Below are 23,280 nucleotides of genomic sequence, written 5' to 3'. Positions count from 1 at the left end.
AATCAGGCTCCTGCTCAGTTCTGACGATCGATGAACGAGGTGACACCACGGGCAACAGATCCCACGAGCGTCGGCGGGGTATTGCGAAATTGCCGAAAGATATTTCGCCCGCTGGCTTTACCCGATGGATCTTCTGGCACGTTTAAGGTCGGAAAGTAACTGCCTTGCAACTCAACGAAGGCTGACCAGGGCCCGGCGTAGGATTCGTTCAGGCCGCTGGTATAACTGAAGGCGTAACGCACGGCGTTGCCGTCCACCCAGTTGGGGGGGCTGGGGGTATGGCTTTGCCAGCCATTGGGCTGAAGCACCGGCGATACCGTTGGCGGCTCCAGATAGCCGATTGGTTTGTTCGGGTTGTAACTGGCTTTTAACAAGGCCAGGGTGGTGGCGCCCCACCAGTCTGCCGTCCAGTGACGGTCGTTGAGGTCGTTGATGTTTTGGCGGCGAAGTACCGTCGAACCTTGAGCCACGAACAAGGGGGAATAGTTGGCCGTGCTCAGATGGTTCTGCACCGCTTGCAGGTCGGGTAACAATGAGTTTGCGGCGTACTCGTCGGGTGTCGGCGCGGTGCCATAGAGGAAACTTTCAAAGACCTCGTCCACTGAACTTTGAACGATAAATCCAACGCGGTTGCGGTTACCGACATCGACGGTATCGAAGTAGCGCTTGTCGCCATAGGCATGCCAGTTATCGTCCTGAGTGTTGTTCACATTGAGGCCAAACTTACAGTCCTCATCATGCATATAGCGCGACAGAAAAGAGCTGACAAAGCCGGACGTGACAGTGTCGTGCAGCTGCTTGCGTGGCGTGCGCATGTGTCCGCCGGAAAACAGGTCTGATAGGAAATGGTCAGCGAAGGCGTTCATTGCGTAGGCCAGCTCAAGATCCTGGCGTTGCCCGCTTTTTCCCGCTTTGATTGCCTGTTGCAGTGCAGCGGTGTGGCCAGCCTTATAAGCGAGAACCGCCCAACTGCCGAAGTGGTCCCAGTTTACGGCTGCCAGCTTGAGATAACGACCCAGAGGGATGCCGGTAGGCCCCCCACCGGTGATCACGTTCCATTTCAGCGAGAGCGTATCGCCCAACTTGTCATAGGCTTCGTGCGCGGGCAAACCATCGTTGATCGCCTGGTTGGCGGCATCAATTTCCACCTGCATTACTTGTAGAATTTCATGCGCCTCCTTATTGGAGGCCGGTAACGTCGCCAGGGAGTTGAACGCCGCGCTAAAGCGCGCTATCCGTTCCGCAGCGGTTGCACCGTCGGAGATCGGCTTATCGGGAATGCCATAGAAGTCCCCTCCCAATGCGACGATCTGACCGTAGGTCAGGGCCAAGCCATTGGGTAGATTCAATGGGACCTGCCAGGCGGGGGTACCCGTGTCGCTACCGGAAAAGTACAACGTTACACTGTCTCCGATCGCCATATGTTCGCCGCCCTCGAATAGCTCGCGAGGACCATCGCCTCTCCTGGTAGCCACTTGTACCGGTGGTGTGACCATTTTGTGGTACTTGATGGTGTGGTCGCCCAGATCCACCAACACCAGTTCGGCACCGTCACCAGGCACGGGAATACCTTCTTCGGTGAACAGATAGTCCAGTCTGTCGTGAATCTTGCCATCGGGAGCAACGCTTTGTGGTGCGCGTACTTTTGACATGTCCTTGTCTCCTGCGTGAAGGTTATAACGCTAAAAAATGGCGTATGAACGCCACCAGTGTGCAGACGCTACAAAGCACACTGCACTTGCTGCTCTGGGGATAAAACCAAGCTTCGGCAACAGTTACAAAACGGCCGCGGCCACACTTACGGCCAGTAACACGCAACCTTGTAATGTCGGAAGGAACGGTGGGGACGTCGTGCTGAGGCGGCCTCAACCGAGGGGGGGAACTCAACCTTGAGTTTTGACATGACCTTGCCTCCATGGCATGGCGAGCACTTGTCACATTTGCGAGTGCCTATCGCGATACTGATTGACAACACTGCGAATAGAGATCACCTGGATCTTAGCCAAGGGCGGAGTGCAGTCAAACACCGTTGATACCAAAGCGCTTCCATTCGTCGCCCCACACACACCTCGAGCCTGGGTGCGGCCAATGCGTAGGGGGTGAAGATATAGCGGTGTGCCAAGGCATCGTTTCAGGCTGGGCAGAGGCCATCATCGCCAAAGTAAGTACCGTTCATCTGCGTATCACTGGTAGACCAGCCAGTTTAATCGTTGATGTCGTGGCGCAAGCTCCAGGGGCATCGAGCCCAGGCTTGCCGTTGGCAGTTACGGTGCTCGATTGTGTGCTCGCGGAAATTTGAGTGGATAGGCCGCGTTCACAAGGCATGGCAAGCGCCGTTTTTCGAACGGCGAGGGCAGGGCAGGTGGCCCAGGATTACTGCTTTGGCTGCCAGGCCGTCGATTCGGCCGCCGCCTTGAACCTGGCGCGGTTTTCCGGGGTGGCCGGGGGCTCCGAGTCACCGAAGATCGCCTTGAGCCAATGGCCGTCGGTAGGGTTGGGGAAGAGGACGAACTTGCGGCCGAGCTGCTCTTTGTCTTCCGTCATCAGGCTGCTGCGTTGCTTGACGTCCGCGACGTAGTACTTGCGTTTGAAGTCATTGAGGTTGTCGCCCAGCATGACCACCACTTCGTAGTCCTTGGCGATTTCCGTTTGCCGTGGCTCTTTGTTGGAGCTGTCGCGATAGACCGTCAGGTGTTGTTCATCGGCAAACGGCAGCTTGTTCTTGCGCAAGTTGGCCAGGGCATATTCCTTGGTTTTTTCGCCCTGGTCGCGGCTGGTGACGTAGAACACCTCGACCCCTTTCGATTGGGCGTACTTCAAGAACTCCACTGCCCCGGGCGTGGCGACCGGGCCATTGTCGGCGACCCACTGGTCCCAGGCGCCGTCATCGAAAAACTCTTTCCCCGAATTGATCATGTAGCCCCAGTAGCTGTTGCTACCCAGCACGGTATCGTCGACATCGCTGATGACGGCCAACGGTCGGTCACCGTCCTTGCGGGCTTGCAGGGCTTGGTCCAGACGCATCCTGGCGATGTTGAAGCCTTGGTAATAAAGCGCCTCGAACTCAGCCGCCGTCTGCTTCCAGGCAACCGCCGCGGTCAAGAGATTGGAGGGGGAACTGGCAGCCTGTTCGGCAAAGACAGGCGTCCACTGGAACATCAGAAGCGAGAAGAGCGCAGGGGTAATCAAGGCTTTGTTTATTGTTGATTTCATACTCGATACCTGAATGGAAACGGAGCGGGTAAATACGCAGCGGGGCAAAGATGGCGCCGCGCTGATTAATACCGCCAAGGGGTTCTATAGCAGTCGGGTGCCCCGCTCAATACGGGTGTCGTGTTTTGAGATCAATGAGGCGTGATTCCGACTCAGGTCCCGCGTGCAGAGGTTCAAGGCGCCCGCGTCGCCTTGAAGATGAGTTTTCCATTGCCAGGGGCAAGGGCAGCCCAGAGCTCCAGGGGTACCGGCGTCAATATACTGACTTTTTTTGGCGATCAAAGCATGGATTTAAAATTTAGACGGATTATTGACATGATGGCATTCCTCTCCCAGTATTCGCTTCTGTTTTGCGTCATTTAACTGATGTTTTTTTGACGCCTGACTTCTGAAACCCTCCAGAAAAAGGCGATACAGCCTTTGTTAGAGAGCAGGTATCCAGGGAAATATCAGCCATAAGGTCAACAGCCATGGCTCATATCCGTGGGGTGCCGGCTTTAGACGATGGGGGATGCGATATTTTTTAGGGATGATCTATGTCTGCCAAACGAGTACTGGTAACCGGGGGGGCTGGCTTCATTGGTTCCCACTTAGTGGATGCGCTGTTGGCGAGAGGCTATGCCGTCCGGGTCCTGGACGATCTCTCTACCGGCAAGGTCAGCAACCTGCCGATGGACAGTGCGGCCTTGAAACTGGTGGTCGGCGATGTCGCCGATGCCGCGACCCTCACTGAAGCCATGCAGGGGTGCAGCGCGGTGGTGCACCTGGCAGCTGTCGCTTCGGTCCACGCCTCGGTCGAACACCCGGCAGCTACTCATCGGAGTAATTTTATCGGCACGCTGCGGGTATGCGAGGCGATGATCGCCGCGGGCATCCGTCGAGTGGTCTTTGCCTCCAGTGCCGCGGTTTACGGCAATAACGGGGAGGGCACCGCGATTGATGAAGACACGCCCACGTCCCCCCTGACGCCTTATGCCGCGGACAAGCTTTCCAGCGAGCACTACCTGAATTTCTATCGTCGCCAGCATGGACTGGAGCCGGTGATCCTGCGCTTCTTCAATATCTTCGGGCCCCGCCAGGACCCATTGTCGCCGTACTCCGGGGTGATCAGCATTTTCAGCGAGCGAGCGAAAAGCGGACGGCCGATCGTGGTGTTCGGCGATGGCCAGCAAACCCGCGATTTCGTCTATGTCGAAGACCTGGTGAAGATCCTGCTTCAGGGCCTGGAACACCCCCAGCCCGCGGCTGATGCCACCAATGTCGGTCTCGGCGGGGTTACCACGCTCAATGACCTGATTACGGCCCTGGAACGGATCAGCGGCAAACCGCTAAGCGTGAGTCATGCCGCTGCCCGCTCCGGCGATATCCGGCATTCCAAGGCCGACAATCGCCGCTTGCGCGAACGCTTTGACCTGGGGTCGTCAACCACCGTGGCTGAAGGCCTGGCACGGCTTTACCACAGTCTTTAATGCCACGCCTTGCGGGCCCGGTCGCAGAGGGCTCGCGGGTCCGGTATCGCGCGGATTGATCTACTCAAGAGTGATTTATGGACATCGAGTTTCGCAGGGGGCGTGTTTGCAAAGGGGTACGGCGGCTGTTTACCGCGCTGGCGTTGTGTGCGACCCACTCGGTGGTGCAAGCCTCGCCGGCGGCGCCCGCCAGTGTCGGGTTCTGGTACGCCGATCGGCCACCGCTTCAAGAGTTGGCGCAGTTCGAATGGGTTGTGGTCGAGCCGGGCCATATGAGCACCGCCAATGTTGCCACCTTGCGCGAACTTGGCAGCCAGCCGTTCGCCTACCTGTCGGTGGGTGAGTTCGATGGCGACCGCGTCGCCCTGGACAAAGCGTCGCTGACCCGCAGCGCAAGCGCTACGCGTAACAAGGCCTGGAATAGCCAGGTCATGGATATTTCGACGCCGGCCTGGCGCGAACATCTGTTCAAGCGTGCCAAGGCGTTGCAAGGGCAGGGTTATGCCGGTCTGTTCCTCGATACGCTCGACAGCTTTCAATTGCTCCCCGAGGCTCATCGCGAACCGCAACGCAAAGCCCTGGCGTCGTTTCTGCGGGAACTGCACAGCCGCCAGCCGAACCTCAAGCTGTTCTTCAACCGGGGCTTCGAAGTGCTGGGCGAGCTCGATGGCGTTGCCTCGGCCGTCGCCGTCGAATCGATCCATGCCGGCTGGGATGCCTCAGCCAAGCGTTATCGCCCGGTTTCCGAGTCCGACCGCAACTGGCTTGAAGGTGAGCTCAAGCCACTTCGCGCGAAAAACATGCCGTTGGTGGCCATCGACTACTTGCCGCCCGACCGTCGTGAAGAAGCGCGCAAGCTGGTTCGCCAATTGAGCCAGGAAGGCTTTATCCCGGTGGTCACTACCCCGGACCTCAACGCCATCGGCATGAGCACCGTGGAAGTACAGCCGCGGCGCATCGCCATGCTCTATGACCCGCGCGAAGGCGAACTCTATGATCACGCCGGGCACCGGATGCTTGGCGGTCTACTGGAATACCTGGGCTATCGGGTGGACTATCTGCCGGCCGATGCCAGTTTGCCGTCCCACAGCTTCGCCGGCCTGTACGCCGGGGTGGTGGTGTGGATGACCAGCGGCCCACCCCAGGACAGCCGTGCCTTTAATGGCTGGATTGGCCAACGCCTGGACGAACAGGTGCCGCTGGCCATCATGGCCGGCCTGCCGATCGAGGATCGCGCATTGCTCAAGCGCCTGGGGCTGAACCTCGCGGCGCCGGGGGCTCGCGGCGCACTGCGAGTGCTGAGCCAGGACAAGGCCCTGATCGGTGGCTTCGAAGCGCCGGTAGTGGCGCGCACCCGAGAGCTGACCCGTGTGACGCTGCTGCCCGATGGGCCGCAACCGGCCCTGTTGCTGGGGGATGACCAGGGCGGCAAGTACGCCCCCGTGGCCATCGGCAGCTGGGGTGGCATGGCCCTGGCGCCTTATGTGGTAGAGACCAATGTCGAGCGCAGCCGCTGGATTCTCGACCCCTTTGCCTTTATCCAGAAAGCCCTGCGCCTGCCGGCGCAACCGCGCCCGGACACCACCACCGAGAACGGCCGGCGGATCGCCACAGTGCATATCGACGGGGATGGCTTCCCATCTCATGCCGAAGTGCGCGGCACCCCTTATTCCGGGCGCCAGGTGCTGGATGACTACATTCGTCCCAACCCGTACCTGACCTCGGTTTCGATCATCGAAGGGGAGGTCGGGCCCAAGGGCATGTCGCCGTTCCTCGCCAGGGAGCTGGAGCCCCTCGCCCAGGAGATCTTTGCCGATCCCAAAGTCGAGGTTGCCAGCCACACCTACAGCCACCCGTTCTACCTGCAGCCGGAAAAGGCCAGGCAGGACGAGGACTTCCACGCCGAATACGGATTGCGCCTGAACATCCAGGGCTACAAGACCCTCGACTTCAAGCGCGAGATCGTCGGTTCGCGGGACTACATCAACAGCCGCCTGACCACTGCGCAGAAGCCGGTGAAGCTGCTCTTCTGGCCGGGGGATGCACTGCCCAGCGCCGAGACCATCAAGATGGCCTACGACGCCGGGCTGAAAAACGTCAACGGCGGGCAGACCATCCTGACCAAAGCCAATTCGTCGCTGACCGGCCTGTACCCCTTGTTGCGTCCCACCGAAGGCGGCTTGCAGTACTACGCCCCGGTGATCAACGAGAACATGTACACCAACCTCTGGAAAGGCCCGTATTACGGCTTTCGCGACGTCATCGATACGTTCGAGCTGACCGACAGCCCACGGCGCCTGCGCGGGATTCACCTGTACTACCACTTCTATTCGGGCACCAAGCAGGCGTCGATCAAGGCCATGGCCGATATCTACCGGTTCATGCGCGGCCAGCAGCCCTTGTCGTTGTGGATGAGCGACTACCTCGATCGGGTCCATGGACTGTACCAGGCCAGCCTGGCCCGCACCGCCAATGGCGACTGGCAGGTCCGCGGCATGGACGGCTTGCGCACCCTGCGCCTGGACCCGGAGCTGGGCTGGCCGGATCTGGGGCGTTCGCGGAACGTGGCCGGTGTCCGCGATCTGCCCCAGGGCCGTTATGTGGCCTTGAGCGGCGACCATGCGCTGCTGGCCCTGCGGCCCGAGCGTGACCCGCGTCCGGCATTGGAGCTGGCGAATATTCCCTTGCGTGACTGGCGTTATGTGAGTGACCGACAGGTGAGCTTCTCTTTTGCCGGCCAATTCGACCTGGAGTTTTCGGTGCGTTCGGCCAGCGCCTGTCGGGTCGAGGTCCGGGGCCAACGTTATGCCGGCAAGTCCGAGCAGGGCCTGTGGCATTTCCAACTTCCCATGAAGCAGGTGAGTGATGCCCAACTCTTCTGCAACTAAGGCGCCACGCGCACGGCTGCTCAACCCCTGGGCATTGCTGCTGGTGGCGATGGTCGTCGGCGTGCTGCTGTGGGCGACCTATCGCAACGAAGATACGTTCCGTCCCACGCTCGGCCCCCCGGACGAAGTGTCCGCCAGCTATGCCGGGGTGCTGCTGGCGGCCCACCCGGAAAACAACGAATTGCGCACCCAGCTGCTCGACCTGCTGATTCAGCTGGGCGATTACCCGAGGGCGGAAAAGCACCTGGCCGAATGGCCACAGGCCGATCCAGCGCTGAAGTCCTATTACCGCCTGCAACTGGATGCCCTGGCGCTGACCAACAGCACCGACAGCGCAGCCTTGCAGGCCCTGGCCGAACGTTTCAAGGCCTTTGAGTACAATACGCTGCCATCCCCTCAGCTTGAGCGCCTGGCCACGCTGGCCTTGAGCGTCCAGGCCCCGGGGCTGGCCGCGGACGCCTATGCCGAGCTGGCGCGTCGCGATCCAGGGCAGCGTGAGCATTGGCTGCCCGAGGCGGCGAAGTGGTACCAGGCCAGCGAGCAACCCGGACGCGCCGCCGACCTTTATGTGCAGTTGCTCGATGCCAGCCAGACGCCTGAAGCGCGTCGCCAGTTCCTGCAGCAAGCCTTCAACACCCTGGTGGCGGCGGATCGCGGCGCTCAGGCGGCCGAGCTGTTGGCCCGGGAACTGGCCGCGCAGCCGGATGCGCAATTCGATGCTGCGCTGCTTGACCGGGGCGTCGATGTGGCGGTAGCGCACAAGCGTCCGGACCTGGCCGAGTCATTTTTTATCGCATGGCGCAAGTTGCAGCCCGACAACCCGGAAATCCTGGCCAAGGAGTTCAGGCAGCGACTGGCCTTCGGTGACCTCAAGGGCGCTCATGCGGCGGGCTCGCAACTGCTGGAGCAACATCCGGAGGATCCGTTGCTGCTGGAACAGATGGCCCATCTCGCCGAATGGCGGGGCGACTCGGCCTCGGCGCTGGGCTACTGGATCAGCCTGAGCAAGCTGCGGGACAACCCGGCCGAGTTCGAGCACACCTGGCGCCTGGCGATGCAGAGCTACGATTTCGACCGGGGCATTCCGCTGCTGGCGGGGATCATGGACAGCCGGGCCCTGAGCAATGTCGAACTCGATGCCCTGGTGTACGCCGAAGAATCCCGGGGCACGCCCGAGCAGGCGGAAAAATGGCTGCGCCGCTATGTTGCCAAATACCCGAAGCACCGCCTGGCCTGGGTCCGCCTGTTGCAGAACCTGGAAAACACCGAGCAGTACCCACAGCGGCTGGCGGTCTGGAAGAACTTCGCCAGCCGTTATCCGTTGACCAGCGCCGAGCGGGTGGACTGGGCCAACAACCACCTCAAGCTGTTTGACAGCCAGTCGGCCTGGAAGGTGATCACCGCGGTCGACGGCAACAAAATCAACGACCTCGACTACTGGCAGTCCCGTGCCGCGCTCGCCTGGGACCTGGAGTCGGACGATGAGCTGCAGCTCGCACTGGAGAAGATGCTGGCCATCAAGGGCTCGCTCAATACCGGTGACGAGAGTGAGCTGATCGCCCTCTATCGCACCCGCGATCCGCGCAAGGCCTTGCAGTTGACCGTCGACAGCTGGCGCCAGGGGCACAATCCGCGGCGCCTGGTCGCGGCCCTGCAATTGGCCCAGGAGCTTCAGGACTGGCCATTGGTGATCGACCTGCTCAAGGAGGCTGACCAGTACCCGGAAGCCGCCGACTATTCCCAGGTACTGGCAGCCCGCGGGGCGCTGCAGGTCCAGCAGGGTCATCACGACGAGGCCCTGCGCCTGTATCGCCTGGGCTTGAGCCGCTTCCCGGAGGACAACACCTTCCGCGAACGCCTGATGTGGCTGTATGTCGACCTGGGGCGCACGGGCGAGATCAAGCCGCTGCTGCAGCAATGGCGTTCCCTGGCGCGCGGTGACAGCACGCTTTGGCTGCCGTTTGCCGCCGCCAGCCAGTTGCTGGGGCGCAATACCGAGGCCCTGGCCTGGTACCGCCTGTACCTGCAAGCCAATCCTCGGGACTGGATGGTCCAGGCGGCCTACGCCGATGCGCTGGAAGGCGCCGGTTATGCCGACTCGGCCCAGCGCCTGCGGCTCAAGCTCAATCGTCAGGTGACGCCCGAGCAGATCCGCGCCACGCCCCAGGGCTATGCGACCTGGCTGCGCCTGGTGGCCAGCAGCTACTCGTCGCGCAAGGCGCAGAACAAGGCGATGCAGTGGCTGGACGGCTCCAGGCCGATGCTGCAGCTGTGGTTCGAGCAAATGCTGGTGCGCCTGGATGACGTCAACCAGTCGGCGCAGAAGGATGAGTGGCTGGCCTGGGCCCGTGCCCGTGGCCTTAAGGTCAGTCGCTACGAACAGATCCAGCAAGCCCTGCGCGGCAACGACCGCCAAGCCCTGGAACGCCTGGTGGCCAGCGCTGGCCTGGACCCGGCGCAGCAGGTCGAGGCCCTCAACAGCCTGGGCCGTGGCGGCGAAGCGCTGGCCGTCGACCTGTCGGCGCTGGGCGAGGACCAGCCTCCCGCGATCCGTGAGCAATTGCGGCGCCAGGCCATCGAGATGACCGAGCGCACACCCCAGGGCGTACAAATCGCCTGGGAACGCCAGGACTATGGCGGACTGGCGTTCAACGGCCCGCGCCTGAGCACCGCGCGTTACCTGAATGACGACTGGTACGCCAGGCTCGTGGTGGAGCAGGGCCGATACAGCGGCGACACCCTCGATGAATCACGCCTGGGCAACGAGACCAATACCGGATTGACCTTGCAGCGGCAGTTGGAGGACGGCGACTACAAACTGATCCTCGACAGCAGCCTGCGCAAGGACGATGACCGCAACGGCCTGGGCGCCAGCCGCACTTGGCGGGTGGACAGCGGCAACGAACTGGATGTCGGTGCCGACTGGCACCGCAGGAACGAGGACAGCGGGCTGATGCGTGCCTTCGGCCAGCAGGACGATGTCTGGGTCGGCGGGCGGCATCGCTATTCGGCCCGTGACCAGTTGTCCTGGAGCCTGGCCCAGCGCTGGTTCTCGACCCGCAGCGGCGATGACCTGGGCAGTGGCCAGGCGTTGAAGATCGAGTTCGACCACACCTTGCAGTTCGAAGGGCCGAACTGGGCATTGCGCAGCGGCATCGACTATCAGCAAAACAGCCTGGACCACCGTTCGCTGCCCAACCTGGCCAATACCCTGGGCGGGGGCATCGACCTGGCGGGGGCCGGCCTCGAGGATCCGAACCAGATCACCAGCCAGACCCTGCTGCAAAAGCGCTACGGCCAGCTGTTCTTCGGCAGTTCGTGGCGGCGTGGTTTCCCGGGGGCACTGAACCGCACGCGCGGGCAGTACACCTGGCTGGTGGACGTCAGCTCAGGCTGGCAGTGGACCGACAACACCATCAACTACGCCGTCAGTACCGGTGTCGGCACCGAGGTGATAGGGGATGACGAATTGGCAGTGACCTTCGGCTACCAGTCGGCCCCACAAGGCGGAACGGGCAAGTCCGGGGGCACGGCAGGTGTCAGCTACAGCGTACGTTTTGGACGCTGATCATGGAATTCAAAGAGGAGTGAACCTTATGCAATCCATTCGTTGCGTGAGTCTGGCGATGGTCGCCTTGCTGATGGCCGGCTGCAGCAGTTTTACCGGTCAGGACAGCCCCGAGCTGTCGAAATCCGCCCGCTGGGGCGTGTTGCCGCTGGTCAACTATTCCCAGACGCCCCAGGCCGGCGAGCGCAGTGAGCAGATTCTGCTTAGCGTACTGAGCAGCCGGGGCCTGCAACCCCAGGTCTACAACGGCGCTGCGGTGCAGGGCGAACAAGCCCTGCTTGACGATAACGAGCGCCTGGCTGGGGCCATGGATTGGGCTCGCGAGCAGAATCTCGACTATGTGGTGTCCGGCAGCATTGAAGAGTGGCAGTACAAGAATGGCCTGGATGGCGAGCCGGCGGTGGGCATCAGCCTGCGGGTGGTCGAAGCGGGCACCGGCAAGGTGCTCTGGAGCAATAGCGGCGCCCGTGCCGGCTGGTCCCGCGAAAGCCTGGCCGGCGCGGCGCAGAAGGTGCTCGACAAGCTTGTCGGTGGCCTCAGGATCGAGTGACTGTCATGAGATCTCCACACATGGACTACGCGCTGGCGCCCCGCGCCAGCGGTCCGGCGTCATGGCTGGAAACTTTCCTGGTGACGGCCCTGGTCATCGGCGTGGGTATGTGGCTTGCGCCACAAGACCCGCTGCAGGTGCAGGGTGAGTTTCCCTGGTCGGTGCTGGCGCCACTGTTGCTGGGCGTGCGCTACGGGTTTGTCCGCGGCCTGATCAGCGCCAGCCTGCTGGTGGCGGCGTTCTTCATCCTGCGCCAGTCGGGGCTGCCCGGTTACGAGCAGATCGCTCCCTCCTACATTGTCGGCGTACTGGTCTGCGGCATGCTCGTGGGCGAAGTTCGAGACCTGTGGGAACGGCGACTGTTGCGCTTGCAGATGGCCAACGAGTATCGCCAGTACCGGCTCGACGATTTCACCCGGGCGCACCAGATTCTGCGGGTGTCCCATGATCGCCTGGAGCAGCGCCTGGCCGGTAGCGACCAGAGCCTGCGCAGTTCGTTGCTGGGCCTGCGCGATCGCCTGCGCGTGCTGCCCAATGGCGATGATCCGCTGAGCCTGCTGGCCGAGCCTGTGCTGACCCTGCTTGGCCAGTACGGCTCGTTGCGGGTAGCCGCGTTGTACCGTGTGGAGCAGGCTGGCCATGCGTCGCCGAACCTGACCCTGCTGGCCGCCACCGGGACCATGGGGCCCCTGGACCCCAACGACCTGCTGGTGCGCCTGTGCCTGGAGCGCGAGGAACTGGTGAGTGTGCGTGAAGAGCTGCTCGATAGCGGCGGGCAGGCTTCGGTGTCGTCCCTGCAGGCCTGTATTCCCTTGGTGGACACCCAGGGACAGGTGCTGGCGATCCTCGCGGTACGGCAGATGCCGTTCTTCGCCTTCCAGGAGCGCACCCTCAGCCTGCTGGCGCTGCTGGCCGGGCATATCGCCGACCTGCTGCGCTCTGACTTGCAGGTGCTGCAACTGGAAAGCGACGATGCCCAGCACTTCACGCGCCAGCTCAAGCGTTCGCTGGTGGATGTCGAGCAGCACGGCCTGTCCGGTTGCCTCTATGGATTTGAATTGACCCAGGCCAACGATGAACTGACGCGGCTTTTCGAACGCAGCCAGCGCGGACTGGACCTGCACCTGGGCCTCGCCAACAACCGCGGGAACGGGCTGTTGCTGGTGCTGTTGCCACTGACCAGTGCCGAGGGCGCCCAAGGCTATCTGGCGCGCCTGGGCAAGCTGATTCACGAGCATTTCGGCATGAGCGTGGAACTGGCCAGCCTGGGGGTCACCGTGCTGCCTTACGACCTGGAGTCGGCCCGGCAACGGGATGGGCTGCGTAACTTCCTGTACAACGAGTGTGGCCTGAATGATCAGCAAGTGGCTGTTTAGCGCAGCGTTGTTTTTCGAGGCGGGGAGCTGGGCCAGCCTGACGGCGCAGTTGCCCGACCCGCAGATCGCGCTGCTGTATGCAATGACCCACGGGATCGCCTGCGGCCTGCTGACGGCGGCGGTCTGGCGGCTGCTGCCGGCGCGCTATCGCACGCCGCTGCCATGGAGTCCGCTGTTCATTTTCAGCCTGGCGTTCTTTGTCCCGTTGCTGGGCTCGGTGGGGGTGATTGCGGCGATCTTTCCGGCGCTGTATCTGCCCCGCAAGCGCGATACGCAGATGTGGCAGGCCGTCGGCATTCCCGGCCTGCCGTTTCGCGCACAGTCCCACTTGCATTCGCCGACCTTCGGTGACAGTGGCTTGCAGGATGTGTTGCGCCACGCGCCGGACCCCGACCAGCGCCTGGCCGCGTTGCTCGCCACCCGCAGGATGCCGGGCAAGGAAGCGGTGCCGATTCTGAAGCTGGCCCTGGGCGATCCGAGCGACGATGTCCGTCTCCTGGCATATTCGATGCTCGACAAGCAGGAAACCGATATCAACCAGCGGATCCAGTCTTCCCTCGAACAGTTGCCCGGTGCCGCGCCCAGGAAGGCCGGTGCCCTGCACGCCACCCTGGCGCGCTGGTACTGGGAACTGGCCTACCTGGGCCTGGCCCAGGGCAGCGTCCAGCTGCACGTGCTGGGGCAAGCCGGCGAGCATGCCAGGCTGGCGCTGGAGGCGGGAGAGGGCGGCGAGCTGCTGTTGCTGGCCGGGCGTATCGCCCTTGAACGTGGCGATATCGACAAGGCGCGGCTGCATATGCACCAGGCCCAGGAAGCGGGCATGGACCCGGCCAAGGTCTTGCCGTTCCGTGCCGAAATTGCCTTTGAAACCGGAAACTATGCGGAGATTCCCGCGCTGTTGAGCAGCTTGCCGCCGCAGATGCAACAACGTCCGCCCTTTGCCGGGCTGATAAGGACCTGGACATGAAGAGAACCGTCAACCCAACGCCCATCGCCGATGTCTGCCTGCTGCTCGAGGGCACCTGGCCTTATGTGCGCGGCGGTGTGTCCAGCTGGATTCACCAGATGATCCTCGGGCTGCCGCAACTGACCTTTTCGGTGCTGTTCATTGGTGGCCAGCGTGAAGCCTACGGTCAGCGCCGCTATGAGATTCCAGCCAACGTCGTGCACATCGAAGAGGTGTATCTGGAGCAAGCCTGGCGCAACCCGAAGCACAGGCGAGTCGCCCACACCGCGTCCCAGGAAGAATTGAGCAACTTTTACCGTTACCTGCACAACCCGGAAAAACCGGCCGCCGAGCTGGGCATTGGCGTGCTCGACTCTCTGGCCCAGGCGCGGATCACCCTGGATGACGTGCTCTACAGTCGCCCCAGCTGGGAGGCGCTGACCGAAGGGTACGAGCAGCATTGCGCCGATCCTTCCTTCGTCAATTATTTCTGGACCCTGCGCACCATGCAGTCGCCGTTGCTGATGCTCGCAGATGCCGCCCGACGCATGCCGCGGGCGCGGGTCCTGCACTCGATTTCAACCGGCTATGCCGGGCTGGCGGGCTGCATCCTCAAGCAGCTGTGGGGGTGCCAGTTACTGCTCAGCGAGCACGGGATCTACACCAAGGAGCGCAAGATCGACCTGGCTCAGGCCAGCTGGATCGCCGAAACCAGCAACCAGGCGCTCAACGACAGCATGGACACCGGTTCCGGTTACATCCGTATGCTCTGGGTGCGCTTTTTCGAGCGCATCGGTCATCTGGTCTACGACAGCGCCGACCAGATCATTGCCTTGTACGACGGCAACCGCCAGCGACAGATCAAGGACGGCGCACCGGCCGAGCGCACCCAAGTGATTCCCAATGGCATCGACCTGCAGCTCTGGACCCAGGCTCTTGAGTCCCGGGCCGAAGGCATCGCCCCCGTGGTCGGACTGATCGGCCGGGTGGTGCCGATCAAGGACGTGAAGACCTTCCTGCGGGCGATGCGGGGAGTGGTCAGTGTGATGCCGCAGGTCGAAGGCTGGATCGTCGGGCCGCAAGAGGAAGATCCCGAGTACGTCGCCGAGTGTCGCAGCCTGGTGGCCAGCCTCGGGCTGGAGCAAAAGGTGCTGTTCCTCGGGTTCCAAAAGATCCAGGACATCCTGCCGCAACTGGGCCTGATGGTGCTGACTTCCATCAGCGAGGCCCAGCCCCTGGTGATTCTCGAAGCCTGGGCCGCCGGCACTCCAGTGGTGAGCAGCGACGTGGGCTCCTGCCGTGAGCTGATCGAGGGCGGCGAAGCGCCCGACCGCGATCTCGGGCTGGCCGGGGAGGTGGTGGCGATCGCCGATCCCCAGGCCACGTCCCAGGCAATCATCGACCTGCTGCGCAGCCCCGAGCGCTGGAAGTCCGCCCAGGCTGCCGGCCTGTCGCGGGTTCACCGCTACTACAGCGAAACCTTGATGATCGAGCGCTATCGCAGGCTTTATCACAACGCCATGGGCACCCTGCAAAAGGAGGCTGTGTAAATGGCCGGTATCGGTTTCGAACTGCGCAAGATTCTCTCGCGCGACTCCTACACGGCGACGCTGCATGCCTATGTCTATGCCGGCCTGATCAGCTCCGGGCCCTGGGTCCTGTCGATTCTCAGCGTGATGCTGGTGGGGGTCATCAGCCTTGGGCTGGTGGTCCCGGAGGTGGTGATCCGCCAGTTCCTGATCACCGTGACCTACCTGATGGCCACGTCGCTGATCCTCACCGGCGGCTTACAGCTCTTCTTCACACGTTTTGTCTCCGACCGCCTGTTCGAGCGCAAGTACGAGCAAATCCTGCCGAACCTGGTGGGCATGCTGCTGCTGGTGACCCTGGGTTCCGGGGTGCTGGGCATCCTCCTGTTGATCACCTTGTTCGACCAGGGGCTGATCTACCGCCTGCTGACCCTGGCCAACTTCGTGGTGCTCTGCAACCTGTGGCTGGTGATCATATTCCTCTCGGGGATGAAGGCCTATAACCGCATCCTGCTGGTGATGCTGGTGGGCTATGGACTGATGGTCGGCAGCGCATTCTTCCTCAGGCACCTGGGCATGGAAGGGCTGCTGCTGGCGTTGCTGCTGGGGCACAGCAGCCTATTGTTCCTGTTTCTCTACGACATCCTGCGCGAGTACCGGGCCGAGAAACTGGTGGCCTTCGATTTTCTGGACCGGCGCCAGGTGTTTGTCAGCCTGCTGTTGACCGGGCTTTGCTACAACCTGGGAATCTGGATCGACAAGTTCATCTTCTGGTTCAACCCGCAGACCTCGAGCCAGGTGATCGGGCCGATGCGCGCCTCGATTCTTTATGACTTGCCGATCTTCCTCGCCTACCTGGCGATCATTCCTGGCATGGCGGTGTTCCTGGTCAGGATCGAAACCGACTTCGCCGAATGGTACGAGCGCCTGTTCCGGGCGGTGCGCGACGGCGAGACCCTGCAGCATATCGGTTCGTTGAAAGCCGAGATGACCTTCTCGATCCGTCAGGGCCTGCTGGAAATCTGCAAGGTCCAGGGGCTGACGGTGGTTCTGCTGTTTCTCTTTGGCCCGCGCATACTGGAGTGGCTGGGGATGTCCAGCTACTACCTGCCACTGTTCTATATCGACTTGATCGGGGTGAGCATCCAGGTGGTGTTCATGGCGATCCTTAACGTGTTTTTCTACCTCGATAAACGGATGATCGTGCTGGAACTGTGCCTCTTGTTCGTGGCACTCAACGGCGCCTTGACCCTGCTGAGCCTGTACCTGGGGCCGAGTTTCTTCGGCTATGGCTTCACCTTCTCGCTGCTGCTCTGTGTGCTGCTGGGGCTGGCGCGGTTATCGACGGCGCTGGATGACCTGGAGTACGAAACCTTCATGTTGTCTCGTTGAAATTCAAGCCGGTCAGTGAGGATTGAACACCCCCACGCGTTATCGCCAGGAGCGATACCCGGCTCGTTGCAACCAGGCCATCCGCCAAGAGCGCAGGACGGTGTGAACGACGCTCTTGTCGGCGGTCTACACGCTTTGCGGATCAGTCGCCGGGGATGCCTTGCAGATCGCTGAGCATCTGTTCGATGACCTGTCCCGCATGGTCGCCATAGGCTGCGGCGTCCATGTCGATCCGCCCCGAAATATGCTCGGTGTGCTCATCCAGGGTGATTTCGAAAGCCACGCGGCAGGTATCGTTGGGCAATAGCCGCAGGCTCATCCACTGGTTGTCGCCCAGAGCGATGCGGCTGCCTGCGCTGCGTGAGTTCCAGGCGTTGAACAGCTGGGGAAACGGCAGTTCGAAGCCGGCGGTGCGGGTAGACATGCCCTCGGGATACAAGGCTGCCGGTTCCATGTCCTGGCGAGCCGCGGCATTGATCACCGTCCGCTGCACGCGTTTGATCACCGCGGCCAATGGCTCGCCGGGCTCATGCCGGGTACTGACCGGGATGGTATTGGACAACGGCCCCACCAACTTCTGGGCCGCGGCGCCCGGGCGATTGGCGAAGGGGACGCCGGTCACCACCGTGGCGACGCCGCTGACGGCACTGATTGCGCGTTGGTAGATGGCCAACAGCAGCACAAACGGCGTCACGCGCTGGGCTCTGGCATACCGTGGCACCGCAGATGATCAGTCACGGCCGATGCTTGAGGGCCAGCCTGAGGACTTCGTCGTAGTCGATCAGGCCTTCCTTGGTGGTGCCATAGCCGATGGCCTTGTAGTAGGTGCCCGAGAACGTCACGGGGCTGCCATAGGTCAGGTGGCCACCGTTATCCAGGGCCATGCCCAGTAGCGTGTCGCCAGGTTCGAGCAGGGCGGCGAGCACCTGGTAGTTGGCGCTGGAGGCCGAGTGCGACTGGACACCGGCATATTGCGCACCGAACAGCTCCCGGGCACGGTGGATCGCCAGGGACTCGACCAGGTCCACGTTTTCGCAGCCGGCGTGATAGCGGCGTCCGGGAACGCCTTCGGCGGTGACATTGACCAGCGCGGAGGACTAAGCCGCCAGAGTGTGGGGCTTGACCGCGCAGCAAGAGGCGACCAGCGAGAGGGTGCGTTGCTGGCGAGCGACCTCGGCGTCCAGGATCTGCGCCAGTTCGGCGTCGTGTCCAGGCTGCGGTTCAGCCGTGGAAAACAGAGTGAGCCGGCCATCAGCGCGGCAGTCGTGGAATGGGTCAAAGCCGGCGGTGCTACGGCCGAGTAACAGGCCGCAGCACCAGGGAGAGGGGAGAGATAGAGGGAAGGGGGCTCAGCCGTGAATGTGTTCAGCCGCATGCATGGCCAGGTAGGCATCGAGCTTCTTGTCGTGCAAACCCAAGGTGCTGAGAATTTGCGCCATGAAGCTGACAGGCGCGCTACCAGGGGCGGTGACCACACCCTGGTCAGCAACGGCATAGGGCACATCCTGGTAATAATCCGCTCCGCGATAATGCACCTGCTTCAGGTTCTCGGCGGAGTTGGACGTATGCTGCACGTGATCCAGCACTCCGGCCTGGGCCAGGACGCGGGTGCCGTCACAGATGCCGGCAACGACGATTTTCCTGGCGTGAGCCGCACGAACCAGCGCCTCGATTGCCGGTGCCTTGTCTGTTTTCCACACAGGGCCTCCCGTCACGATCAGCAAGTCGACATCGTCCAGCTCGATGGCTTCGATGGCCAGGTTCGGGATGATGGTCATTCCTCCGGATGAAGTCACTTGCTGGCCACCGGGGGCTGCAAAACGAGTGTCGAAGCCATAGTAGGCTCGCCCCGTGGAGTTGATGAGCGCGGGTTCCCAGTCGGAGAAATTCTCAGTGAGAATAGTGACGGCACGTACCATTTGAGTGTCCTTCTCAAGTATCCATGATGATCGACGGCAATGATCCAGAATGCGGGTCCTGGCCGGTTGCCGTCGAGTGTAGGCGCTGGCGCGTCGCTGAATGACGGGGCTGAGTATCGGCGGGATGCATCGGATTCGACAATGACAGTGGTCAAAGGGGCGGCGGGTTGAGGATTGAAATCAGCGAGGGGGGGGGGCTTCGGTGGTGTTGTGTGCAGGTTGCGGTAATGAGGGCGGTTGGGGCGAACTTAAGGACGCAGCAGCTTTTAGGCCCAGCTGCGAACGCCTCATAGCTAGCAGCGCCATACCCTCGCGTAAATTGCAGGTGTTTTCACACAACCTGGGTCGCTCTCTGCCGGCCATGGATACGAAATGTGCTGGTCAAGTCCGATGCACATGGCTGATTAGGTCGAATGCAAATGGGTGGTCAAGTCAGTGCAATTACCCAGGTGCTCAATATTGTTATTGGAATGAGTGGTTCTACGATCAATCGCTTCCGGCGTTAATCGGGTTGGGTTGGCGTTTTTCGATGGAGTACTTGAGCAGTGCGGCGCTACGGAAGATGCCATGGGCGAATTTGCTGTAAGGCATTGTCAGGAAAAACGCCATGACCAGGCCGAGATGGATTGCCAACAACAGGCCCAAGGCTGCGGTTTCACGGAACGCCAGGAGTGCCAGGCCGCTGGCGCTGACCAGGAACAGCAGTGCGATAAAGCCGCGATCCATGGGTTTCTGGTTTTCGTCGCCGTGTTCGGGGTTGCGACGCAGGTTCAACCACAACAGACCCGCAGGGCCGACCAGCAACCCGAGCCCACCGCTGATGCCCAGCATCACCGGCAAGCTCAAGACGGGGTAGGGCGCCGACCAGTCCAGAAGGAAATGGTAGAGCGTGGCGACCCCAGTAGCTGCGAAGCACAGCATGAATCCGTAGAAGGTGAAGTGGTGGAAGCGCCGCCGCCACAAGGTGAATCGATCATCAGCGTTATTGCAGCCCTCGCCATGGCCACCGTCCAGAAATTTGAGCCGGGCGACGTTGGCCGTGGCTTCCAGCGCAGCAGCGGTTTTTTCCTGCGCGGGCGCGTCGGCCGGTGAAACATTGCGCCAGAAGCGCCGCGCGCCAAGGGTTAACGCGAGTACCGCGAATCCGAAAACTGTACCGAACATTACGGCCAGGGTGTTGTGCGGGAAGATCCCGTAGAAATTTCCCCCGGGCATCGCCGTGAACAGGTTGCCCATCACCATCAACGTGAGACACAGGAACAGTGCCAGCCCGGCACCGGCTGACAGTGCCAGAGTCAGTCCGTTGCGCCGGTATAGCGTGCCCATCACCTGTGGCCAGGCGTACTCGGCGTAAGTGTCGAGGCGGACTTTGGCCATGGCCTTGGGCACATTGATTTCGAATTCATGAGGTGCGGCGTACTGGCAGGCATGCAGGCATGCGCCGCAGTTATGGCAAAGGTTCGCCAGGTAATGGATATCGGCCTGGGAAAACTCCAGACGTCGTGTCATGGCCGGAAATACAGCGCAGAAGCCCTCGCAGTAACGGCAGGCATTGCAAACGGTCATTTGTCGCTGAACTTCGCTTTCATCAAGGTTGAGTACGGGAATCAAATTACCCGGTGCCTTGGGATCAAACAGCTGCATGTTGGGGCTCCGTGGAGGAAGGAGTCAGGAAGCCAGCCGCAGCCGCGGCTTGCACACCGGCGATGCGACCGAATGCGGTACCAATGGCCATACCGATGCCGGCGGTATAGCCCTTGCCCAATACGTTTCCCGCCATCATTTCTCCTGCGACAAACAGGTTGGGGCTAGCCTCGCCGTTGAAGTGAACGGCGGCGGTATCGTCGGTAGCGAGGCCTAGATAGGTGAAGGTCACGCCAGGTTTAAGTGGGTAGGCACAGAAGGGAGGCTTTACCAATGGGCGGGCCCAATGGGTTTTGGCGGGTGTCAAACCTTCGGTGTGGCAATCGTCCAGCGCGGTGTGGTCGAACGTGCCGATGCGGCAGGCCGCGTTGTATTGCTCGATGGTTTTGACGAATTGCGTAACGGGAAGCTTCAACTGGCGGGCCAGGTCTTGCAGGGAGTTGGCTTTAGTACCCGCAAACACCGGAGGCATGAAACGGCCGAGGGCTTGTTGGTCGATGATCGAGTAGGCCTGTTGACCGGGTTGACCGGCCACCAGGCGGCCCCAGATCGCATAGCGCTTGGGCCAGAAATCTTCGCCCTCGTCATAGAAGCGTTCGCCGTCGCGATTAACCACCACGCCCAGCGATACGCAATCGATACGGGTGCAGATACCACCGTCATACAGGGGGGCTCGGGCGTCGATGGCCACCATGTGCGCTTGGGTTGGGTCGCCGATAAAATCGGCGCCCAGGCTCTGCATGCGCCGAAGCAGTACGCCGGTATTGAAGCGCGTCCCGCGAATCAGAAAGTTGTCTGAGGGCCATTCTCCGCGCTCGTTTTGGCCCCAAGCTTCGCGGAGCCATTCGCGGTTCGACTCGAAACCGCCAGCCGCCAGAACGCAGGCTTTGGCCTGAATACGCTCGGCGGGTAAACGCTGACCATCGACCTCACGTTCACCGATGTACGCCGCGACGAACTCTCCGCCCTTCATCTCAATATCAGTAACTTGAGCGTTGTAGCGGATCTTGACGCCCAGCCGCTCGGCGCTACGGAAGTACGAATTAACCAACGCTTTGCCGCCGCCCATAAAAAAAGCATTAGTGCGCGCAACATGTAGGGCACCAGACAACGACGGCTGAAAATGCACACCATGGGAGCGCATCCAGTCACGGCAGTTCGACGAGGTGCGGATGACAATACGAGCAAGCTTTTCGTTGGTAATCCCGCCGGTGACCTTCAGCAGATCCTGCCAGTATTCTTCTTCGGGATAAGCATCGACCAATACATCTTGCGGTGCTTCGTGCATGCATCGCAGGTTTCGGGTGTGTTGCGAGTTGCCACCGCGCCAGATTTTCGGTGCGCCCTCCAGCAGCATCACGCTAGCGCCAGCCTCTCGCGCCATCAACGCTGCACACAAGGCGGCATTGCCGCCGCCAATTACTAATACGTCGATCATCATCATTCCTCAATCGCAAGGAGGCATGAACGAAGTGCTCCTCTCGAGTGGGGAGAAGATAGAGCTGTCAGCTTATTGTCGAAAGGCGCGAAATGAGTGGGGGTGTTTAGTTTTCTTAAAGGCTTTGGCGCGGACACCCCAGTATTGGAAACCGGGAAGAGGGTGTGCCGGGATCATGACGCGACGTCCTCAATCCACGACGCTCCCGGCCATTGTTGATCAACGACCAACTGTCGAGCGACATCGGTGATGACCAGTCGCGCCGCCAGAGCAGCGGGAGACAGCTCATCATCAGGCAGTGTCGCCAACAGGTTTCGTCGACCTACGTGAGCATCGGAAATTTCCACCACTGAAAGCCCCGACTCACCTTTGAGCACCGCTGCCGCACCGGGCTGGATGGTGGCAGCATGACCTGCGCGTACGGCGTTCATCAATACGGCAAGACCATCCACTTCCATGATGATGTTGGGAGCCAATCCCGAACGTTCAAACGCAACCATCAGCGTAGAACGCAAACCGTGTTGCGCGCTCGGCATTACTAGTGGAAGTTGCCCCAGATCCGCCAGTTGCACGCTGGTTCCTTGTGGTGCGTGGGGCAGCTGCGGTGAGCTGATGACAAATAGTTTTTCGTCGAGCAGCGGTGTCACGCTCCAGCGCTTGCCACCTTCGAGTTGAAACAGAATGGCCAGGTCGATCTGGCGAGCATTGAGTTGTGTGGCCAAATGCCCGGACAGCATCTCGACCAGGTGCAACTGAATATCCGGGTAGCGCTCTCGCATCGCGTTGATCAATGGCAGGGCAAGAACAGTGGCAGTCGTGGGCGCCATTCCGACGGTAACGTACCCACTCATTCGCCCACGGTGAGCGGCCATGATCGCATTTTCGGCTTGCCGCAAACACAGCTGGGCATGGTGCAGGAACGCCATACCGGAGCTGGTAGGTGTGACGCCAGTAGTGGTGCGATTAAGGAGGCGGGTTGACAGCTCACTTTCAAGTTTCGCGATCTGTTGGCTAAGGGCTGATACGCCGACATCCAGTTCAAGAGCTGCGCGTCCCAAGCTGCCGTGTTCGAGGATTTTTACGAAATATCGCAGTTGTCTTAATTCCAAACGTCGCCGCTCCACGTCAAATTGTTGTTGGAATGCCTATCGATTACCGCGGCGACCACCAAACCGCAAGACAATATAGGAGAGGGCCTGAAAGTAGGTTGGCGCTTCGGTTTTTGTTCTCATATTTCAAAAATCGGCTAGAGGCCCCGGTTTCATTTTTTTGATCCTTGAAGCAGGGAAGGGTGTGGTACCTCCTGACGCTGCTGAACCGCTTATTAAGGACAAGTGCGCAGGCTGTT

The 23,280-nt window shown here is 61.3% G+C and carries 15 protein-coding genes and 1 pseudogene; 8 read left to right on the top strand and 8 right to left on the bottom strand.

The annotated features are described in order from the left end of the window. Window positions 1-14 precede the first annotated feature (14 nt). Both BM019_RS15800 and BM019_RS15795 read right to left on the bottom strand, forming a co-directional pair. Window positions 15-1,652, bottom strand: a complete 1,638-nt coding sequence (locus tag BM019_RS15800; RefSeq protein WP_092418854.1) for a phospholipase — start codon at window positions 1,650-1,652, stop codon at window positions 15-17. 721 nt (window positions 1,653-2,373) lie between these two features. Beyond that, the gene (locus BM019_RS15795; RefSeq protein WP_092418853.1) at window positions 2,374-3,213 is read right to left on the bottom strand and encodes a 5'-nucleotidase, lipoprotein e(P4) family; all 840 of its coding nucleotides are present in this window, start codon (window positions 3,211-3,213) and stop codon (window positions 2,374-2,376) included. A 536-nt stretch (window positions 3,214-3,749) separates the two neighbouring features. Here BM019_RS15795 and BM019_RS15785 point away from each other — a divergent pair. The 8 genes from BM019_RS15785 (at window position 3,750) to pelG (ending at window position 16,931) form a co-directional block, all read left to right on the top strand. Next, the gene (locus BM019_RS15785) at window positions 3,750-4,682 is read left to right on the top strand and encodes an NAD-dependent epimerase/dehydratase family protein (RefSeq protein WP_092418851.1); all 933 of its coding nucleotides are present in this window, start codon (window positions 3,750-3,752) and stop codon (window positions 4,680-4,682) included. 77 nt (window positions 4,683-4,759) lie between these two features. Continuing rightward, window positions 4,760-7,570, top strand: coding sequence for a bifunctional glycoside hydrolase/polysaccharide deacetylase family protein (locus BM019_RS15780; protein WP_092418850.1), 2,811 nt, complete (start codon window positions 4,760-4,762; stop codon window positions 7,568-7,570). Then, a complete protein-coding gene (locus BM019_RS15775) occupies window positions 7,548-11,138 on the top strand; it encodes a tetratricopeptide repeat protein (RefSeq protein WP_092418849.1) in 3,591 nt (1,196 codons plus the stop codon). Before BM019_RS15780 ends, BM019_RS15775 begins: the two co-directional genes overlap by 23 nt. 28 nt (window positions 11,139-11,166) lie before the next feature. Then, window positions 11,167-11,688, top strand: a complete 522-nt coding sequence (locus tag BM019_RS15770; protein ID WP_092418848.1) for a penicillin-binding protein activator LpoB — start codon at window positions 11,167-11,169, stop codon at window positions 11,686-11,688. Between the two features lie 5 nt (window positions 11,689-11,693). Next, window positions 11,694-13,064, top strand: coding sequence for a PelD GGDEF domain-containing protein (locus tag BM019_RS15765; RefSeq protein WP_092418847.1), 1,371 nt, complete (start codon window positions 11,694-11,696; stop codon window positions 13,062-13,064). Beyond that, window positions 13,042-14,031, top strand: coding sequence for a tetratricopeptide repeat protein (locus tag BM019_RS15760; RefSeq protein WP_092418846.1), 990 nt, complete (start codon window positions 13,042-13,044; stop codon window positions 14,029-14,031). The genes BM019_RS15765 and BM019_RS15760 overlap by 23 nt, the downstream gene beginning before the upstream one ends. Continuing rightward, window positions 14,028-15,560, top strand: a complete 1,533-nt coding sequence (gene pelF, locus BM019_RS15755; protein WP_092418845.1) for a GT4 family glycosyltransferase PelF — start codon at window positions 14,028-14,030, stop codon at window positions 15,558-15,560. Before BM019_RS15760 ends, pelF begins: the two co-directional genes overlap by 4 nt. Further along, entirely contained in the window at window positions 15,561-16,931 is a 1,371-nt protein-coding gene (gene pelG, locus BM019_RS15750) for an exopolysaccharide Pel transporter PelG (protein ID WP_092418844.1), read from the top strand. A 142-nt stretch (window positions 16,932-17,073) separates the two neighbouring features. Here the strand turns inward: pelG and BM019_RS15745 are convergent, their stop codons facing one another. From BM019_RS15745 to BM019_RS15720, 6 genes and pseudogenes are all read right to left on the bottom strand, one after another. After that, a complete protein-coding gene (locus BM019_RS15745) occupies window positions 17,074-17,652 on the bottom strand; it encodes a condensation domain-containing protein (RefSeq protein ID WP_275668616.1) in 579 nt (192 codons plus the stop codon). A gap of 16 nt (window positions 17,653-17,668) precedes the next feature. After that, a pseudogene (glyA, locus tag BM019_RS15740) lies at window positions 17,669-18,136 on the bottom strand (serine hydroxymethyltransferase); the annotation flags it as partial. A gap of 144 nt (window positions 18,137-18,280) precedes the next feature. Then, on the bottom strand, window positions 18,281-18,850 hold the full coding sequence (locus BM019_RS15735) for a type 1 glutamine amidotransferase family protein (RefSeq protein WP_092418843.1): 570 nt from the start codon (window positions 18,848-18,850) through the stop codon (window positions 18,281-18,283). Window positions 18,851-19,336: 486 nt separating this feature from the next. Beyond that, window positions 19,337-20,494: a tricarballylate utilization 4Fe-4S protein TcuB gene (gene tcuB, locus BM019_RS15730; RefSeq protein WP_009043931.1), complete on the bottom strand. Its 1,158-nt coding sequence runs from the start codon at window positions 20,492-20,494 to the stop codon at window positions 19,337-19,339. Continuing rightward, complete coding sequence (gene tcuA, locus BM019_RS15725) at window positions 20,481-21,932, bottom strand: FAD-dependent tricarballylate dehydrogenase TcuA (RefSeq protein ID WP_009043930.1); 1,452 nt, start codon at window positions 21,930-21,932, stop codon at window positions 20,481-20,483. Before tcuA ends, tcuB begins: the two co-directional genes overlap by 14 nt. A gap of 173 nt (window positions 21,933-22,105) precedes the next feature. Continuing rightward, a complete protein-coding gene (locus BM019_RS15720) occupies window positions 22,106-23,041 on the bottom strand; it encodes a LysR family transcriptional regulator (protein ID WP_062825899.1) in 936 nt (311 codons plus the stop codon). Window positions 23,042-23,280 lie beyond the last annotated feature (239 nt).

Origin of the sequence: Pseudomonas sp. NFPP07 (genome assembly GCF_900115645.1) — a bacterium.
Taxonomy (GTDB): Bacteria; Pseudomonadota; Gammaproteobacteria; order Pseudomonadales; family Pseudomonadaceae; genus Aquipseudomonas; species Aquipseudomonas chlororaphis.
Note: the sequence above shows the minus strand (reverse complement) of the source record. Positions and strands in the feature narration are given on the sequence as shown.

Bases quoted from the DNA above. Each gene is read 5' to 3' on its own strand.
- BM019_RS15800 (WP_092418854.1), bottom strand. From the start codon at position 1,652: ATGTCAAAAGTACGCGCACCACAAAGCGTTGCTCCCGATGGCAAGATT.
- BM019_RS15795 (WP_092418853.1), bottom strand. From the start codon at position 3,213: ATGAAATCAACAATAAACAAAGCCTTGATTACCCCTGCGCTCTTCTCG.
- BM019_RS15785 (WP_092418851.1), top strand. From the start codon at position 3,750: ATGTCTGCCAAACGAGTACTGGTAACCGGGGGGGCTGGCTTCATTGGT.
- BM019_RS15780 (WP_092418850.1), top strand. From the start codon at position 4,760: ATGGACATCGAGTTTCGCAGGGGGCGTGTTTGCAAAGGGGTACGGCGG.
- BM019_RS15775 (WP_092418849.1), top strand. From the start codon at position 7,548: ATGCCCAACTCTTCTGCAACTAAGGCGCCACGCGCACGGCTGCTCAAC.
- BM019_RS15770 (WP_092418848.1), top strand. From the start codon at position 11,167: ATGCAATCCATTCGTTGCGTGAGTCTGGCGATGGTCGCCTTGCTGATG.
- BM019_RS15765 (WP_092418847.1), top strand. From the start codon at position 11,694: ATGAGATCTCCACACATGGACTACGCGCTGGCGCCCCGCGCCAGCGGT.
- BM019_RS15760 (WP_092418846.1), top strand. From the start codon at position 13,042: ATGATCAGCAAGTGGCTGTTTAGCGCAGCGTTGTTTTTCGAGGCGGGG.
- pelF (WP_092418845.1), top strand. From the start codon at position 14,028: ATGAAGAGAACCGTCAACCCAACGCCCATCGCCGATGTCTGCCTGCTG.
- pelG (WP_092418844.1), top strand. From the start codon at position 15,561: ATGGCCGGTATCGGTTTCGAACTGCGCAAGATTCTCTCGCGCGACTCC.
- BM019_RS15735 (WP_092418843.1), bottom strand. From the start codon at position 18,850: ATGGTACGTGCCGTCACTATTCTCACTGAGAATTTCTCCGACTGGGAA.
- tcuB (WP_009043931.1), bottom strand. From the start codon at position 20,494: ATGCAGCTGTTTGATCCCAAGGCACCGGGTAATTTGATTCCCGTACTC.
- tcuA (WP_009043930.1), bottom strand. From the start codon at position 21,932: ATGATCGACGTATTAGTAATTGGCGGCGGCAATGCCGCCTTGTGTGCA.